Source organism: Frankia sp. CeTa3Moorea, from assembly GCF_978021225.1.
In genome coordinates, this window is sequence record NZ_CDXDOR010000068.1 from 7,802 (window position 1) to 24,546 (window position 16,745).

Here is a 16,745-nt window from a genome sequence, read left to right on the forward strand (position 1 = left end):
CGGCGCTGTCCCGCCGCGGCACCCAGCGCCCGCTGCTGTGGTTCTGCCTGCTGAACACCAACGCGGCGGTGGACGCGGCGCTCGGCGCCGGCGACGTCCCGCTGCGCCGGTTCCTGCGCTTCCTGGTTCCCGGCTCCCTGCTGTCCTCGGCCCTCTACCTGACGGCGGCGCGTGCCGTGACGCCATGGACGCACGGCGTTGTCACCTGGCTCGACGAGAACATGACCTTCCTGATCCTCGGCAGCCTCACGTTGGCGATCATCCAGCTGGGGGCGCGGACGGTCCTGCGCCGTCGGGGTCGGCTCCGCGCTGCATCCGATTCCCCGCCCGGCTCATCGCCCGGCCCCTCGTCCGGCCGGCATCGCGGCTAAGGCGGTAACGGAACGTTTCCGGCTAACCAGAAGAAGGCGGTGGACTGGCACTCTCTGGACATCCTGCGTCGCAGGTAGCAAGGTCGGTGACTCCGGGGTCATCCGCGGCCGTCGACGTCCGCGGGAATCCACCCGGCGATCACCTCACGCTACGGAGTCGACAATGCCCTGCCCCCGCCACGCCCTGCCCTGCGCGGTCCCACCCCACGTTCTCGAACGCATTGTCCGCAACGGCACCGAGGAGCAGCGTTCCCGGGCCCTGTCCACCCTGCTCCAGGACACCTCTCATCGCACCATCCGGGTGCATAACGCCCTGATGCGCTCGACGCGGCGCGGTGCCGTCCCACCGCGGCTGGCACCCGCGACCGGCCCGCGGCGCACCGTCAGCGACGCGGGCGGCACCGAGATCCTGCCGGGTGCGGTGGTTCGCGAGGAGGGTGGCGCCGCGATCGACGACACGGCGGTCAACGAGGCCTACGACGGCCTGGGCTCGACGTTCGCGTTCTACTCCGACGTCCTCGGCCGGAGCTCCATCGATGACGAGGGGATGGCTCTGCTCGCCACCGTGCACTACGGCGACCACTACGAGAACGCCTTCTGGAACGGCCGCCAGATGGTGTTCGGCGACGGCGACGGTGAGCTGTTCAAGCGTTTCACGGTGTCACTCGACATCATCGGTCATGAACTGACCCATGGCGTCACCGAGGACGAGGCGGCGCTGATGTATGTGAACCAGTCCGGCGCGCTCAACGAGTCGATCAGCGACGTCTTCGGTTCCCTGGTGAAGCAGTACGTCCGCGGCCAGACCGCCGAGCAGGCCGACTGGCTGATCGGCGACGAGCTGCTCACCGACGCCGTCCAAGGCGTCGCGCTGCGGTCGATGAAGGCCCCCGGGACCGCCTACGACGATCCGGTGCTCGGCGACGACATCCAGCCGGACCACATGGACCGCTACGTCCGGATGACCGCCGACAACGGCGGCGTCCACATCAACTCGGGCATCCCGAACAAGGCATTTTACCTCGCCGCGACGGCTCTTGGTGGATACTCCTGGGAGAAGGCCGGCCACATCTGGTACGAGACCCTGCGCGCACCGCAGATCCGGCCGAACACGACGTTCCGCGCATTCGCCTCGGTGACCGTGCGCCAGGCCGGCCTGCTGTTCGGTGCGGACGCGCGGAAGGCCGTCTCCGAGGCGTGGCAGGCCGTCGGCATCGCCGTCCGCGCATCCGGGTAATTCGGACCATCACGCCCGGCGGCATCGGACGTCACCGCCCGGAACCACCTTGCCCGCCTTCGCGGCCCGGGCCCGCAGCAGCTCGCGGATGCGCTCCGCCGGCAGCGGAGGCGAGATCGCCTCTCCCTGCAGCAGGTCGCAGCCGAGGTCGACCATCATCGTCAAGGTCCGTTCGTCCTCGATGCCCTCACCGACGACCCGCAGCCCCAGGCGATGTCCCAGATCGAGCACGGAACGCACGATCGCGGCGTCGGGCAGGCTCCCCCGGACGTCCGTGACGAACCCCCGGTCGATCTTGACCTCGTCGAACGGCAACGTCTTGAGGATCTCCATCGAGCTGTACCCGGTGCCGAAGTCGTCGAGGGAGAGCGCCACTCCGTGGGAGCGCAGCTGACCCAGCATCGTCGCCGCACGCGCGGGCTGGGTGACCAGGGCGCTCTCGGTGATCTCCAGGGTGAGGACGTCGGGGGCCAGCCGGTGCGCGGCGATCGAGTCCGAGACCACCCGGGGAAGGTCGTCGAGCACCAGCATCCGGGGGGAGAGATTGACCGACACCGGCAGGTGCAGGCCTCCCACGTCCCAGGCGGCACACTGCCGCAGCGCCTCGTCGAGAACCCACCGGGTCAGGTCCGCGATCAGGGGGGACCGCTCGGCGATCGGCAGGAACTCGCCGGGGGGGAGCAGCCCACGGCTCGGGTGCCGCCACCGCAGCAACGCCTCGGCACCGACGATCCCACCGGTCCGAGCCGACTGGACCGGCTGGTAGTACAGAACGAGCTCGTCGCGGCCGATCGCGGCGCGCAACTGGGCGTTCAACGCGATCTCCTCGGGCCGCACCCCGGCGATGCCGGCCTCCCACAGGCCCACGCTCTCCCCGACCCGCTTGGCCCGCAGCAGAGCCGCATCGGCGCAGCTCATCAGGGTGGCCATGGTCGCGCCGTCGCGGGGGGCCACCGCGATGCCCACCGAGGCGTCCACCTCGACGTCGACCCCGCAGACCTGGAAGGGCCCCTGGATCTGGCGGAGGACCCGCCGGCCCAGGGTGCGCCGCCGCCCGGCAGCTAGGGCCGCGGGCAGGGGGCCGCGGACGGCCGGCGCGCCCGACAGACCGAGCGGGACGGGTGAAGCGGATGAGGCGGATGAGGGGGACGGCGCCGGGGTGATCTCGGGTCCGCGGAACACCAGCGCGAACTCGTCCCCGCCGGCCCGACCGACGAACACCGGCCTCGGGGTCAGGGTCGGCAACGTCTCGGCAATCATCCTCAGCAGCTGGTCACCGCCGAGGTGACCAAGCGCATCGTTGACCTCGTGAAACCGGTTGAGGTCCACCAGGACGAGGACAGCCTCGTTCCCCGCGGCGTTGATCTTCGCAACGGCGGACTGCCCGATTTCCATCGTCCCGCCCCGATTGGCCAGGCGGGTGAGGGGATCGGAACGGTTCTGCAGCAGGCCCTCACGGAACAGGGCCTTCGCCACCGCGCCCACGAGCACGACGGCGGCGATGGTGGAGAACATGGGCGCGGCGGCCTCGGCCAGTCCGTCGTGGGCGATGACGCCGGCGACGACGGCACCGCAGACGGCCGCGGTGCCGGCGACGGCCCAGCCGACGGGGACCAGAGCGGCATAGGCGCACAGCACCGGGAACCAGGTCAGGTAGGTGTCCGCGTTCCGGCCGGGCGCCGCGCTCGCCAGCGCGAAGGCGAGCGCGGCGGCGAGCGAGGCGACGGCGACGGGCGGAATCCAGCGCCCTCTCGGGTTAGCCACCAGCCCGACGACAGTGTTGCCGACCGCGACCACCAGACCCAGCCAGCTGCCCCAGCGCAGATGACCCGGGGAGCCCGGAATGCACCCGGCGAGCAGGAAGAGCACCGCCGCGATCGCAGGGGTGACCACGAGAAAACGCCGACGGCCGGCGAACGTACGCCCGCTGATCAAAAACAGCTTCCTCCCGCGCTGACCCGCGATGAGCCCGACCGAACGGACCGAGCGGATCAGGCGGGCCGAACGGAGACGAACCGCACCGAGCGGGACGTCGCCCCGGGTGTCGCGGCGACCCCGCATCCGAGAGATCACGGTGCACGACGGCGACAGGACCGGGTCAGGTTTCCTTCCAACATAGCCGTCGATCCGGCGTGACCGACATCACGGCCAGCAGTTTCCTGGCACCGATGCAATTTCACGGCACCGATGCAATTTCACGGCTCGGTACAATTCCTCGACCGATACCGGATACGAAAGGAAATCCGGGAAACCAGCGGATTAATTCAACACAAAAATGGCATCCGGGGTACAGGAACGCTCAGTGACAGGAAGGCTCAGTGAGCCGCGTCGTCCCAGGTGCGGCCGGCGCCAACGCTCACGTCGAGCGGCACCGACATGGTGTACGCGGAGGTCATCTCGGCCCGGACTAGCCGCTCGATCGCCTCGTACTCGCCGGGCACGATCTCGAGGACAAGTTCGTCGTGCACCTGGAGCAGCAGCCGGGAGGCGTACCCCCCGGCACGCAACGCCCGGTCGACCCCCAACATCGCAATCTTGATGATGTCCGCGGCGGAACCCTGGATCGGCGCGTTCAACGCCATCCGCTCGGCCATCTGCCGCCGCTGGGAGTTGTCACTGGTCAGATCGGGCAGGTAACGACGGCGGCCGAGGATCGTCTCGGTGTAGCCGTCCTTGCGAGCCCGTTCCACGACCCCACGCAGGAAGTCGCGGACCCCGCCGAACCGGGCGAAGTAGGCGTCCATGTGCTCCCGGGCCTCGTCCGGCGCGATGCCGAGCTGCCCGGCGAGGCCGAACGCGGACAACCCGTAGGCCAGGCCATACGACATCGCCTTGATCCGCCGGCGCAACTCCGGGTCGACCTCGGAGACCGGCAGGCCGAACGCCTCGGCGGCCACGAAGGTGTGCAGGTCCTCGCCGGAGCCGAACGCCTCGATGAGGCCCTCGTCACCCGAGAGATGAGCCATGATCCGCATCTCGATCTGCGAGTAGTCCGCCGTCAGCAGCGTCTCGTAGCCCGCGCCGACGACGAAGGCCCGGCGGATCTGGCGCCCCTCGGCCGTCCGGATCGGGATGTTCTGCAGGTTCGGGTCCGCGGAGGAGAGCCGGCCGGTCGCGGCGATCGTCTGGTTGAACGTGGTGTGGATGCGCCCGGCGTCGTCGATCATGGGGATCAGCGAGTCGACGACCGTCTTGAGGCGGGCCACGTCACGGTGCCGCAGCAGCACCGGCAGGAGCGGATGGTCGGACTGGACCGCCAGCCAGGCGAGGGCGTCGGCGTCCGTGGTGTAACCGGTCTTGATCTTCTTGGTCTTGGGCAGGCCCAGCTCGTCGAAGAGGATCTGCTGCAGCTGCTTGGGGGAGCCCAGGTTGAACGGCCGGCCGACGATCTCGTGGGCCTGCGCGGCGACCGCGCTGACCTCGCCGCCGTAGCGCTTCCGCAGCTCGGCCAGGTGCTCGGAGTCCACGGCGATGCCGGCCCGCTCCATGCCGGCCAGGACCGTGACCAGCGGGAGTTCGATGTCCCGCAGCAGGGTGGCAGCGGAGCGGCGTTCAAGGTCCGCGTCGAGGGCGTCGGCGAGCTCGAGGCAGGCCCGGGCCCGCACGGCGTCCGCGTGCGCCTGGTCGGCCTCGCCGGAGCCGTCGAGGGTCAGCTGCTGGCCGCCCGGGACGGGGTCGGCGGACAGGTCGCGATGCAGGTACCGGGCGACGAGATCGGCCAGGTCGAAGGACCGCTGGCCGGGCAGAGCCAGGTAGGCCGCGAGCGCGGTGTCGCTGGTGACGCCGGCGAGCGGCAGGCCGAGCTCGGTCAGGGCCAGCATCGGCCCCTTCACGTCGTGGGCGGCCTTCGGCTGGTTCGGGTCGGCGAGCCAGGCGCCCAGCGCCGCCACGTCCGCGGGGGTGAGCAGCGTCGGGTCGATCCAGGCTGCGGCACCGCCGGCCGCAGCCAGCGCGAGACCGGCGAGCACGCCGGTGCCGCGCCCCCAGGTGCCCCGGGCGTGCAGGCCGGTACGGCCGGCTCTGTGGGCGTGCTCGGCGAGCCACCGGGCCACCTCGCCCGGCCCGAGCACGGTCAGCTCGATCTCGAACCCCTCGTCGGCGGCAGGCGGCGCGATCGCGAGGGCCGCGTAGAGCCGCTCCCGCAGCACCCGGAACTGCAGCGTGTCGAACAGCTGGTGGACGGCCTCCCGGTCCCAGGGCCGCATCCGCAGGCCGGCGGGGACGACGTCGAGCGGCACGTCACGGGACAGCTCCGTCAGGGAACGGTTGCGGATGACCTCGGACAGGTGGGCGCGCAGCGACGCCCCGGTCTTCCCGCCGATCTCGTCGGCATGGTCGACCAGTTCGGCCAGCGAGCCGAACTGCTGGATCCACTTGGTGGCGGTCTTCTCCCCCACCCCCGGCACCGACGGCAGGTTGTCGGAGGGATCCCCGCGCAGGGCCGCGAAGTCCGGGTACTGCACCGGGGACAGGCCGTACTTCGCCTGCACTTCGTCGGGGGTGAAGCGGACCATGTCGCTGATGCCCTTGCGGGTCATCAGCACCGTCACCCGCTCGTCGACCAACTGCAGCGCGTCACGGTCACCCGTGACGACCAGCACGTCCATCCCCTCGGCCGCGCCCAGGGTCGCGAGCGTGGCGATCACGTCGTCGGCCTCGTATCCCGGCGCGCTGACCCCCGGCACCGCGAGGGCGTCGCACACCTGGTGGATGAGGCTGACCTGGCCGACGAAGTCGGCCGGGGTCTCAGCCCGACCGGCCTTGTACTCGGCGTACTGGGTGTGCCGGAAGGTCGGGGTCGGCAGGTCCCACGCCACGGCGACATGGGTCGGCCGCTCGTCGCGCAGGACGTTGATGAGCATGGAGGTGAATCCGTACACCGCGTTCGTCGGCTGGCCCGTGGTGGTGGAGAAGTTCTCCACCGGCAGCGCGTAGAAGGCGCGGTAGGCCAGCGAGTGCCCGTCAAGCAGCAACAACCGGGGCGTCGCCGGGGTCGGCTTCGCGGGGCTCGATGGCGCGGGACTCGGCGAGGGCGCGGCCGGGCCGGCCGCGGTGGCCACGGTGGCGGACGCTGCCGGGCTCCCGGACGGGGACGAGGTGGGGGACGAAGTGGTGACGGACACGCGGCGAGTTTAGGCCGTGGGTCGGACAGTTTCGCCGCGAGCGGGCGGACCGACGCGTCGACCACGTCGCTCCGTCACGTCGCTCCGCCGATCGGTCAGGTCCGCCGATCGGTCAGGTCCGCCGATCGGTCAGGTCCGCCGATCGGTCAGGTCCGTCCGGTCACGGTTTGACGAGGGAGCTGACCGGGCCGAGCACGGTCCGTTTCCCGGCCCGGACCTCGTACACGTAGACCGTCGAACCCTCGACCTCACCATTCTTCCGGAATCTGATGCGCTTGGTGACCCCGGGAACGTCAACCGAGCCGAACCGGGCGAGCACGGCCTCCCGCGTCGCGCCGCTACCGAGCCCGCGCAGCACCTCGATGACGGCGTTCGTGGCGTCATAGGCCTCGCCGGAATAGGTTCCAGGCCGCGCATCGGCGTTGATCGTCTTGTAGTCGGCGACGAACCCCGCCGCCGCAGGATCGCTGTTCGGGTCACCGCAGGGGCAGGTCAGCAGCATTCCCTCGGCGTTGCCGGCACCGGCCTGGCGGATGAGCTGGTCGTCGTTCGCGCCGTCGCCGCTGACGACCTTCCCGGTGTACCCCTTGCTGCGCAGCGCCCTGGTCAGCAACGCGAGTTCCGCGTAGTAGCCCGAGTAATACACGGCATCCGGATTCTCCGCGAGGATCTTCGTGGCCTGGGACGTGTAGTCCTTCGTCGGATTGATGCCGTCGTGGACCACGCGGATGCCACGACCGGTCAGAGCCTTCTCGAGCGCTCCGGACAAGCCGGTGCCGTATTCGCTCCGGTCGTCGAGAGAGTAGACCTTGTCCGCCTTCACGACCTTGGCGAGGTATTCCGCAGCGGCGGATCCCTGCACGGTGTCCGGGGCGATGACCCGGTAGAAGCTGGTGAACCCGAGATCGGTGAGCGCCGGATTGGTGGCCGACGGGCTGACCGACAGCAGCCCGGCCCTGCTGTAGAGCGGCTCACTCGACTTCGTCGGTCCGGAGAAGACGGGGCCGACGACGCCGATGACCTTCGGATTGTCGATCAGCTTCTGTGCGGCGGTGGGCCCCTGCTCGGCCATACCCTGATCGTCCGAGGCGACCAGGCGCAGCCTGAACGGCAGATCCTTGCGCCGGTTCGCCAGCTCGACGGCGGTCAGCACCCCGTCGTAGGCGTTGATGCCGAGCTGCTGGTTGTCGCCGGAGAGCGGCCCCTGAAAGCCGATGACGTATTCCTTTTTCCCGTCGTCACCGGACGAACCACCGCCGCAGCCGGCAAGGACGGCCGCGGCCGTCAGCACACCCACGGATCCGAGGGCCCCCCACCGCGTCACGCTCGGTCGGGGCACGCCCCGTCGCCGTCCAGGACCCGTCATGACACGCCCTCCCACAGCACATCGCTGCCGCCACCGCCCCCTCGGCGTCAGAACCCGGTCCGCCGCCACCGCATCATTGGCAACCGATCGAAAGCGGATAGTGACGAAAACGTAACCTTCGGAGAGGCGGAAGGGAAGCGCAACGTGAGCGTGTCGTAACTTGAAGGAGGTTTCGCCGGTGGGTCCGAAAGCGAACGACCTGATCGGAGAAGCGAACGACCCGGCAGAACCCGCAACGGCCTGGTCGGAGGATGCCGGTCGCCGCAGCCATTGCGGCAGCCGCCGCAGCGTCATCGCCGGTCGGTCAGTTCTCCGTCTTCAACGGGACGAATCTGCCGCCGAGTACCGTGTAGAGCACGGCCGTGGGCGATCGGGTGTCCCCCCAGCGGTCGAAGGCGACGGAGCCGATGATCCCCGCGAACGAGCCGCTCCCGATCGCCGTCACGAGGTCGTGCCTGGTGGCCGCGTCCACGGTCGTCCGGCCCGGCAGCACCGTGGCCGCTGCGCGGATGATCGCCCTGGCGGCGTCGTACGCATAGGCCGCGACCGCGGGGATGGCCTCGGCCCGCCGCAGCTCCAGCTCCGCGGCGGGCTCGTTCACCCCGGACGTGCCGCGGGTACCGGCGGCCGGCGGCCCGTGGGGCCCTTCCTCCAGGCCCGGCCCCGATGCCGGTGCCGATGCCGGTGTCAAGATGCCGTGGACCGCACTCGGGGTGGTGGTAGCGCCCCGGCCGGGCGAGGCGGTCTCCGCTGGATCCTCCTGGCTCCGCAGGTCCGCAGGGTCCTCCTGGCCCCGCGGGCCCAGGGTCCCACTCGGCCGCCCACTCGTGCCAGGCGATTCCACGCCGCCCGAGGCCCCTGGGCGGGTACTGCCCTCGTCATCCGCCGGTCCCCCGAAGCGGTCGGAGTAGTCCGCGACGAAGGCGCCTGAGGACGGCAGCCGAGTCGGCGGGACCAGTGGACCGATGATCAGGTCGCCGTCGGCCGCCGACCTCGCCTCGTCGGTGTAGCGGGACTGGAGCAACGCGTCCGAACCGAGTACCTGGATCGACGTTCCCGCGTCGGCGAGCCGGGCCCGCAGTTTCCCGGCGAAGGCCGCACCCGTCGAGACATAGACCAGATCGGGGGCGTCCTCCTCAATCGCCCGCGCGGTGCCGGCGATCTCGGATCCATCCGTCTCGTCCCCCCGGACCTGGTATACCGATGTCACCGACGCGCCGAGGGCGGCGGCGCGCGCCGCGAAGCGGGCGCCCAGGGTCGTGCCGTATCTCGGTTCGCCGTCGACGACGGCGATACGCTTGCGGCCGAGCGTCCTGACCGCGTACTCGGCGGCGACCCGGGCCTGGCGCTCGTCCGTTCCGGCCAGGCGGAAGTAGGACGGGAAGGGCCGGGTGCGCGGCCGGGAACCGGAGTCGGTCAGTGTCGGGTCCGCGTTCGACGGGGAGACGACGGGGATACCCGCGGCGCTCAGCGTGGGCAGGGACACCTTCGCGACGAGTGAGCTCAGCGGCCCGACCACGCCGATGACCTGATTGTTCGCCACGAAGGCGTCCACGGCCTGCGCTCCCCCGTCCGGACGGGACAGGTCATCGTGGGCGGACAGCTCGATGCGCCAGCCCGGGATGGCCCCGGACTTGTTGGCCTCGTCGACCGCGAGCGTGACGGCGTTGCGCGCGCTCACCCCGTCCGTGGAGAGATCCCCGGACAGCGGCGCCATCACACCGAGGGTGGCGACCCGGATGACGCCGGCGCCGCCAGCGCCGCCGTCGGCGTCATCGCCGGCGCCGAGGCTGGCGGCCAGCGTGAACCCCAGGACCGAGGGCACCGCGAGGATCAGGACGGCGAGAGCCGCGAGCGCCGCGCGCCCGCGACCGGTGCGCGATCTGGCCCGGGTCCACCGCCCGATCGAACCGGCCATCGACGCGAGAGACGCCCGCGACGAATCGCTCACCCGGCTTCCGGGATCACGGACACGGAGGTCACGGACACGGAGGTCACGGACACGGAGGTCACGGACACGGAGGTCACGAGCTCGGCAACGCCTCGCCCGACAGCACGGCCTCGGCGACCGCCCGCATCGTCCGGCGCTGGTTCATCGAGGTGCGCTGAATCCAGCGGAAGGCATCCGGCTCGGTCATGCCGTGCTCGGTCTGCAGCACGCCCTTGGCCCGCTCGATGATCTTCCTGGCCTCCAGGCGCCCCTGCAGGTCCTCCACCTCGGCCTCGAGGCTCACGATCTCGGTGAACCGGCTCATCGCCATCTCGATCGTGGGCAGCAGGTCCTTCTTCTGGAACGGCTTGACCACGTAGGCCATGGCGCCGGCCTCACGGGCACGTTCCACCAGCTCCCGCTGGCTGAAGGCGGTGAGGATGACGACGGGAGCGATACGGTCTTTCGCGATCTTCGCGCCGGCCTCGATGCCGTCCATCCTCGGCATCTTCACATCGAGGATGCACAGGTCGGGGCGGAGCTTGCCGGCGAGGTTGACGGCCATCTCGCCGTCGCCCGCCTCCCCGACCACCTCGTAGCCCTCCTCCTGGAGCATCTCCCTGAGGTCGAGCCGGATCAGCGCTTCGTCCTCGGCGATCAGAACCCGGCGTGGGTTCGAGGAGGGTTGGCTCATCGAGTCGGACTCCTGGTCTCGGAGGTGCGTCCCTAGTGTGACAGGACGGACGATCGGGGTGGCCGTCCCGCCCCGGGCACGGAGGGCGGGAGGTCGAAACGCACCCTACCCGGATAGAGTCTTCAAGGAGAGGTTCCGGCCAGGTTCGACGGCGGTCTCCTCGCCCTCGTCCCGCCCGGTTCCTCCGCCCGTTCCACTTGCCCCAACTCGCCCCTGTTACGTCTGATCCAACACGCTCCACCCGCCGGCCCCGGTACTCCAACGGCAGAGAGACGGTGCTCAAACCACCGACAGTGTGGGTTCGAATCCCACCCGGGGTACCAGATAGATCGTTTTCGAACCTTGGTCACGGTCAAGCCTTGGCCACGGTCAAGATCCCCAACAGGGTCCAGATCGTGGCCGAGGTTTGTGTCCGCGGCCGGACCGGGCTTGTCACTGTCCCAGCCCTGCTCATGCCCGGCGCGGCCACCACCCCTGGCCACCGCCCGCCGAAACGCCTCTCCTGTCAGCGCGGCGTAGGGCTCGCGGAGGCATACGCCGGTTACGGCCGTCCCGTCCTCTTCGACCTCCGCCAAGAGCTTCATGAAGAAAGCCTGGTTACTCATGCGCCGCACCTGCGGCCCGGACAGCTGGTACACCTCGCCGCACCGGCCGACGAGCGTCAGGGCAACGGTCAGCGTGTCCGCAATCCGTTCGTAGATCATCTCGGCTGCCCGCAGGAAACGCTCAGCGTTCTTCAGTTCAGTAGCGATTCAGTAGCGATGCGCTCCTGCTCCTCGCGCCCCAGATCCTCTGGGATGCTCCCCATCACCACGCCCCGAGCCAGTCGCCGCCGTTCCTCGGCCAGCTCCGTCACTCGGCGCTTCGCCGACTGGGTCTCCGGTTCAGAACGCTGGTGCTGGCGGTCAAGCTCCGTCCGCAGCCCCGCGCGGATTTTCTCCTGTTCATCCTCGTCAAGACGCACGCCAGCATAGAAACGCTCAATGGGCGCTTCCTTCCGACGCCGTCGACGAAGGCGCGTCAGTGGTGGTGGCCGTGCCGGCCAAGGGTCTCCACGGGGGTCGCGCCGGGGCGGGTCCACTGCGGCACGGGGCGGCTGGTCGGTCCCCAGGTGGCGTTCCCGTCCGCGTCCGAGCGCCAGTACCAGCAGATCGGCGAGCCATGCCCACCGACCGGCGAGTCGGCCGCAGGGGCCTCGGGCCAGCCCTCGGGGTTGTCCTCCCACGCCTCGCGGCGGCCGTAGGGCGTCATGTCGAGCAGGCCGAGGGACCCGTTGGCCGACTCGTTGCCACGGCCCGTCGTGGAGTAGGTGAGGAACACGCGGTCGCCGTCGCGCAGGAAGCAGGTGATGTAACCCATGCTGCCGCCGACCGGCGCGTCCACGTCGCGCACCGAGTACCAGGGCTGGGTGTAGCCCATGAACTCGACGTAGGAGGCCACCTCGTCCCACCGGCCCGTGGTCAGGATGGCGAACGAGACGCCGCGGGCGTTGAGGTAGACGGCGTCCTTCAGGTGCCAGGCCGTGGTGGTGCAGCCCTCGCACTGCCCCTGGTGCGGCGCGCCGTCGTACCACATGTGCTTGTAGACCACGAGCTCGTCGCGGCCCTGGAACAGGTCCAGGAACGGGACCGGGCCGTCGGGTCCGACGACCTCGACCGTCCCGTCGAGCTCCACCATCGGCAGCCGGCGGCGGGCCGCGGCGAGGGCGTCGCCCTCGCGGGTGTGGGCCTTCTCGCGGACCAGAAGCTCGTCACGGGCGGTCTGCCAGGTGGCCAGGTCAACGACGGGCGGCCGGCCAGGCAACGCGGTGGTCGGGTCGTCCGGTGTGGTGGTCATGGTGTCCTCCGTGGTGTCTCGTGCCGGGCAGCGTCGTACGACGTCCTACGACGGTCGCCAGAACAGACTCGCGACCCGGCCGGAACGCATCGCGGCAGGGGGCGCCCTCGGCCAAGCCTGCACGGACCAGGTCGGGCCGACAAGTTCACAGACACGCTCTGGCACAGGCCACTGACAGCTCACCCAGCCCTCTGGACTGGGATGGCAAGGCCACCGTGCGCCGCGAGCGGCCACTCGATGCAATCCTATGGTATGGATCTGTCACCTCAGGCCACGTGGTGCGCCCGAGTATCTCACCGCGCCGGTAAGGGCATCGACGAGGGCGAGTTTGTGCTGCGGGGTGGCGCGGAACGTGCTTTGGCAAACTGAGGATCGAGCAACGGCGCCGTGAGGAGGCAGGGTGACCGCGAATACCGGTGGGGGACCACTTTCCCATCTGCCCGTCGCAGGCGCGGACGTCGAGATCTGGGGGATCAACGACTTCCTCGCCTCCGACGAGCGGCGCCCGACCAGTTTCATCACCAATTTCGGTAACTGGCAGGTGCCCGACCCGGTCGCTGCTGCCCTCGCGTCGAGGGTCGCGCACCTGGAATGGTTCCACGACACGGGGGAACTAGTCGCGATCGGTGACGTTCCCCATCGAGGGGCGGCGACCGTCGAGATCCCGCGCGTCGAAGGAGTGGTCGGGGAGCTGGCTGACATGGTCGCCGGTCCGTTCGGCAGCGGCGGCATGTCGTTCCGGACCGCCGACGGCGCGGTTCGCGAGTTCCCCGAGATGGTTGTCTCCGAAGGCACCCGCGTCGCGGTGTTGGCGGTCATCAAACAGAGCCCGCGGGTGCACGGGGTGCTGTGGGACTGGCACCGCTGGCACCGTCGCCCCGAAGGATGGGCCTGGCTGGAAGAGCGCCTGCTCAGCACTCGCCGCACGACAGGCGGCAACGACTGATCAGGGACCGGGACAGTTAACCGGTCGCTGCAGCGTGCCTTCTGCTCCTCTCACTCCTCGGGCACGGGCGGACGGCCGTGATGGCGTGGTGGGTGCGTGCGGAACAGGACGATCTGCGTAGCCGTAGGCGGGATCGCTCCAGCCGGGCACACGTTTGATCAGGCGCTCACTGTATGGGCATCAACGCGGATCGTGAAGGCTGTCCGCGATCCGGCCCAGTCCCACCGCCGCGCTATGACCGGTTGGGCGAGGCCGCCGGGCATCAGTGCTCTGCTTGCCGGATGGCGTGTTACGGCTTGCGGGCAACACCGCCGTAGATGCTGACCCGCGCTTCGGTCAGCTCCTCGACGGCGCTGCCGTCGGCCCGCCAGCGGTGAACGACCTGAACCCCGGGGTCGACCAGCTCCAACCCGTCGAAGAAACGTTCGACTTCGGATCGGCTGCGGGGCTGCACCGAAATCCCCTTCTGCCGGTAGGCTTCCGCCGCCCGTTCCGCGTCCGGATCATAATCTCCGGTGCCGTGGGTGAGGACAAGGTAGCTACCCGACGGCAACGCGTCGAGGAGCCGGCGCACGATCCCGTAGGGGTTATCCGCCTCGGGGATGAAATGGAAGATCGCGACGACGGACAGGGCGACCGGCCGAGTGAGGTCGAGGGTGCTGTGTAGCTGCGGAGCAGCGAGGATCCCGTCAGGGTCGCGCAGGTCGGCGTCGAGGTAGGCGGTGCGCCCCTGCGGGGTGCTGGTCAGCAACGCGCGGGCGTGGGTGAGCACGATCGGTACCACCCCTTGGTCACACATGGCAAGTGGTACTCGTGTGTCGGTCGTGAGCGCCGATGGGCGCGCATGGCGGTGTTCTGGGCGCGTAGGTGACGGCGGTCCCTTGTTCGGGAGATCAGGCGGCGGGCGGTCGTCGGACGAGCACGCCCGCGATGAGGGCGGCGACGGCTGGCGGGACGGGCGGGGCCTCGGCGAGCGTTTCGGCCATCCAGCGCGCTGCCGCGTCGGCGTCATCGCCGTCCGACTCGGCATCGCAGGCGTCCCGCGTGCTGGCCGTCGAACGGAGCGTCGGCCCGCCGGCGTCCGGCACCGCCGTGACGTCGTCCCTGTCCGCGTCCGCCGTTCCGATCTGCGGCGGCCCGTCCCCGGTCTGCGCTGGCTTGTCGTGCGAGTCGGCGGAGGAAGGACGGCGGAGACGGGACGGATCGACCACGGCACCTCACAGAACAGGCAGGGGGGAATGCGGCGAATAAACGCTAACCGCACTATCCGTTTTCGCCAAGTGCGGCACGTTCCGCCGGCCGCCCCCTGCCCGTGACCATGATTAGATAGGATGCCAGTAGGCAACTAAGTCTTGGCCCACTTGGGTACACCCCAGATACCCTCCGAGCTGCACAGATGCGCCACGCCGGGTGTACCCACTAAGCAGGTACGCGGTTGGGGTCTCCGTTGGGTATGCGGACGGGGCATCGGTTGGGACATCGGGCAAATCCGGATGTATCTCCGCAGACACGGCACAGACATGTGAGTGAGATCACAGACAAAAGGGGTTCCCTGTGGGCCTGCTGGCGTCGGCACCAGGTGCCGCTGTCAGCGAAAGGCGACAACTGTGGTTGTCGCTCGGCCGCAATGCGTGCGAATCGTTCCCCCTGCCGGAGAACGGGGCGGAAAGGGACCACATCACGTATCCGCAACCCGCTCCTATACTTTGAACAGTACCCGTTGGGTATTTAAGTCGCGGAGTGCTCGGGTGGGTGTGGCAGATGCCGCGACCTGCGCCGGTGCGGCATCGCAGGCCCACCCGTCTTTACGGGTGGTCCGGTGGGCGGACCGATGGGGGGTCCGGTGGGCGGACAGGCGGGAAGCCGGACAATTCCGACCAAGCAGGATGTAGCGGAACTGCGGGAGCGTGCAGGCGCGCGGATGCCCAGCGGGCCGGGGCCACGGCCGTCTGGATGTGAACACGTGACCTGTAGGGGTACGAGTCGGGCTGTGCTCGGGCGACCCCAGCGGAGCCGGTGGCCTGCGCCAGCGGCTCCCCGCCGGGGTAGCCGCTCAAACAGGGGACCGGCGCGGCGACCGGTACGGCTACCCGATCGGCAGGGGGTATGCCGACGCAGCGAGGCCCCCGGATGACGCCAGCGCGTCCAGCCGCACCCTCGGAGCCCGGGGCATGGCCGCCGGTTCCCGGCGGTGGCAGTGGGGGCAGGCGGCCGGTTGACGTTGGCACGTCATGGTGTTGATCACCAGCCGGTCCGCCGGGCGCATCCGCAGGCGGTCGCGGGCGTCCACCAGCATGTGGACGTCCGTTCCATAGGTGGACGCCAGCAGCGCGAGAATCTGCGGGGTGGGCCTTCGCCGTGAATACCCATCCGGCCAATGCTCCACTTCACACAGATGGGATTCGGTCACGCGCGCCCCGCCGTCCGGATCGATACCAAGCTTGGCGGCGTGGCCGTTGATATGGCCAGCGGCCCGTGTCAGCGTCCAGCCGTGCGCCTGCCGGAAAACCGTGCGAGGACGGACCCGATAACGAAGCATGAACTCGTCAGCGATCTCCGCATGCGTCATTCCCGCGTCCAGCATCTGGACCCGTAACGCATTCCGTTCAGCTCTCACACTCGGCTCGCCCACGTCTCCCCCTTCCGATCACGTAGCGGTGCGTCACGCCGTGCGCACCATGGCGTCGGGCGAGCGCTGGCCGGAGGAGGGCAGGTGCCACGGGTCCAGCCCACGCAGCGCGTCCACGACCCGTAGCAAGGTCCCCGGATCGGTGCTGTAGAAGACGGGCTCCGCCGGTTCCGGCCCGAGCGTCGGTGTCCGCGTCGGCATCGCCGCATCGGCGGGCGTCGCCTGCGGGCCGGGTCGCAGACCGCCGGGAATCTCGGCCCATACGACTTTTCCGCCGGTTTTGACCGGGTACCACGACCATTGGCTGGAAAGCCCGTCGACCATCAGCAGACCCCGCCCATCCTCGGAGAACACGTCGGGGGTTTTGATGCGGGGAGGGCTGTCGTTGCCGTCCCATACTTCGATGAGGACGTTCCCAATGGTGGCGGTCAGCCGTATGGCCACGACGTCGTGCGGGCGGCTCGCCTTCGCGGCATTCGAGGCCAGTTCACAGACGACGATTTCGGCGCTGCTCACGGCGTCCGCGTCCACCGACCATCGCGCGAGCGTGAGGACGGTGCGCGCCCGCATCTCGGGAACGGCCGCGACGGTCGGCGGGAAGTGCTCCACCGCC

General features: G+C 69.7%; 13 protein-coding genes, 1 tRNA gene and 1 pseudogene. 4 read left to right on the forward strand and 11 right to left on the reverse strand.

Translation table 11 applies throughout. The annotated features are described in order from the left end of the window. A pseudogene (locus AC08OV_RS13720) lies at nt 1-371 on the forward strand (hypothetical protein); the annotation flags it as partial. Nucleotides 372-534: 163 nt separating this feature from the next. Next, nucleotides 535-1,608 carry a M4 family metallopeptidase gene (locus AC08OV_RS13725; protein ID WP_476619750.1) on the forward strand — a complete coding sequence of 358 codons (1,074 nt, stop codon included), beginning with the start codon at nt 535-537 and terminating at the stop codon, nt 1,606-1,608. A 9-nt stretch (nt 1,609-1,617) separates the two neighbouring features. Here AC08OV_RS13725 and AC08OV_RS13730 read toward each other — a convergent pair whose 3' ends face one another. From AC08OV_RS13730 to AC08OV_RS13750, 5 genes are all read right to left on the reverse strand, one after another. After that, nucleotides 1,618-3,543 (reverse strand): putative bifunctional diguanylate cyclase/phosphodiesterase, encoded by a 1,926-nt coding sequence (locus tag AC08OV_RS13730; RefSeq protein ID WP_476613360.1) that lies wholly within the window; start codon nt 3,541-3,543, stop codon nt 1,618-1,620. Between the two features lie 380 nt (nt 3,544-3,923). Next, on the reverse strand, nt 3,924-6,731 hold the full coding sequence (gene polA / locus AC08OV_RS13735; RefSeq protein WP_476613361.1) for a DNA polymerase I: 2,808 nt from the start codon (nt 6,729-6,731) through the stop codon (nt 3,924-3,926). Between the two features lie 160 nt (nt 6,732-6,891). Next, on the reverse strand, nt 6,892-8,097 hold the full coding sequence (locus tag AC08OV_RS13740; RefSeq protein ID WP_476613362.1) for a branched-chain amino acid ABC transporter substrate-binding protein: 1,206 nt from the start codon (nt 8,095-8,097) through the stop codon (nt 6,892-6,894). 304 nt (nt 8,098-8,401) lie between these two features. Beyond that, complete coding sequence (locus tag AC08OV_RS13745; RefSeq protein ID WP_476613363.1) at nt 8,402-10,048, reverse strand: branched-chain amino acid ABC transporter substrate-binding protein; 1,647 nt, start codon at nt 10,046-10,048, stop codon at nt 8,402-8,404. Between the two features lie 73 nt (nt 10,049-10,121). Next, complete coding sequence (locus tag AC08OV_RS13750) at nt 10,122-10,721, reverse strand: ANTAR domain-containing response regulator (RefSeq protein WP_476613364.1); 600 nt, start codon at nt 10,719-10,721, stop codon at nt 10,122-10,124. A gap of 247 nt (nt 10,722-10,968) precedes the next feature. On the opposite strand from AC08OV_RS13750, the gene AC08OV_RS13755 reads away from it, so the two are divergent. Continuing rightward, nucleotides 10,969-11,044, forward strand: a tRNA-Leu gene (locus AC08OV_RS13755). Between the two features lie 413 nt (nt 11,045-11,457). On the opposite strand, the gene AC08OV_RS13760 is transcribed toward AC08OV_RS13755, so the two are convergent. Together AC08OV_RS13760 and AC08OV_RS13765 are read right to left on the reverse strand one after the other, a co-directional pair. Continuing rightward, a complete protein-coding gene (locus tag AC08OV_RS13760) occupies nt 11,458-11,685 on the reverse strand; it encodes a hypothetical protein (protein WP_476613365.1) in 228 nt (75 codons plus the stop codon). A 56-nt stretch (nt 11,686-11,741) separates the two neighbouring features. Beyond that, entirely contained in the window at nt 11,742-12,557 is an 816-nt protein-coding gene (locus tag AC08OV_RS13765) for a DUF899 domain-containing protein (protein WP_476613366.1), read from the reverse strand. A 400-nt stretch (nt 12,558-12,957) separates the two neighbouring features. Here AC08OV_RS13765 and AC08OV_RS13770 point away from each other — a divergent pair, with 400 nt between their 5' ends. Beyond that, nucleotides 12,958-13,503: a hypothetical protein gene (locus AC08OV_RS13770; protein ID WP_476613367.1), complete on the forward strand. Its 546-nt coding sequence runs from the start codon at nt 12,958-12,960 to the stop codon at nt 13,501-13,503. A gap of 289 nt (nt 13,504-13,792) precedes the next feature. Here the strand turns inward: AC08OV_RS13770 and AC08OV_RS13775 are convergent, their stop codons facing one another. From AC08OV_RS13775 to AC08OV_RS13790, 4 genes are all read right to left on the reverse strand, one after another. Next, nucleotides 13,793-14,302: an SAM-dependent methyltransferase gene (locus AC08OV_RS13775; RefSeq protein WP_476613368.1), complete on the reverse strand. Its 510-nt coding sequence runs from the start codon at nt 14,300-14,302 to the stop codon at nt 13,793-13,795. 94 nt (nt 14,303-14,396) lie between these two features. Beyond that, nucleotides 14,397-14,714 (reverse strand): hypothetical protein, encoded by a 318-nt coding sequence (locus tag AC08OV_RS13780; protein WP_476619751.1) that lies wholly within the window; start codon nt 14,712-14,714, stop codon nt 14,397-14,399. A gap of 875 nt (nt 14,715-15,589) precedes the next feature. Beyond that, entirely contained in the window at nt 15,590-16,120 is a 531-nt protein-coding gene (locus tag AC08OV_RS13785) for a hypothetical protein (RefSeq protein WP_476613369.1), read from the reverse strand. 45 nt (nt 16,121-16,165) lie between these two features. Continuing rightward, on the reverse strand, nt 16,166-16,745 hold a 580-nt coding region (locus AC08OV_RS13790), incomplete at its 5' end, for an ATP-binding protein (RefSeq protein WP_476619752.1).

Excerpts from the sequence above, each read along its gene's own strand:
- AC08OV_RS13750 (WP_476613364.1), bottom strand. The coding sequence starts at position 10,721 with ATGAGCCAACCCTCCTCGAACCCACGCCGGGTTCTGATCGCCGAGGAC.
- AC08OV_RS13725 (WP_476619750.1), top strand. The coding sequence starts at position 535 with ATGCCCTGCCCCCGCCACGCCCTGCCCTGCGCGGTCCCACCCCACGTT.
- AC08OV_RS13740 (WP_476613362.1), bottom strand. The coding sequence starts at position 8,097 with ATGACGGGTCCTGGACGGCGACGGGGCGTGCCCCGACCGAGCGTGACG.
- AC08OV_RS13765 (WP_476613366.1), bottom strand. The coding sequence starts at position 12,557 with ATGACCACCACACCGGACGACCCGACCACCGCGTTGCCTGGCCGGCCG.
- AC08OV_RS13775 (WP_476613368.1), bottom strand. The coding sequence starts at position 14,302 with ATGTGTGACCAAGGGGTGGTACCGATCGTGCTCACCCACGCCCGCGCG.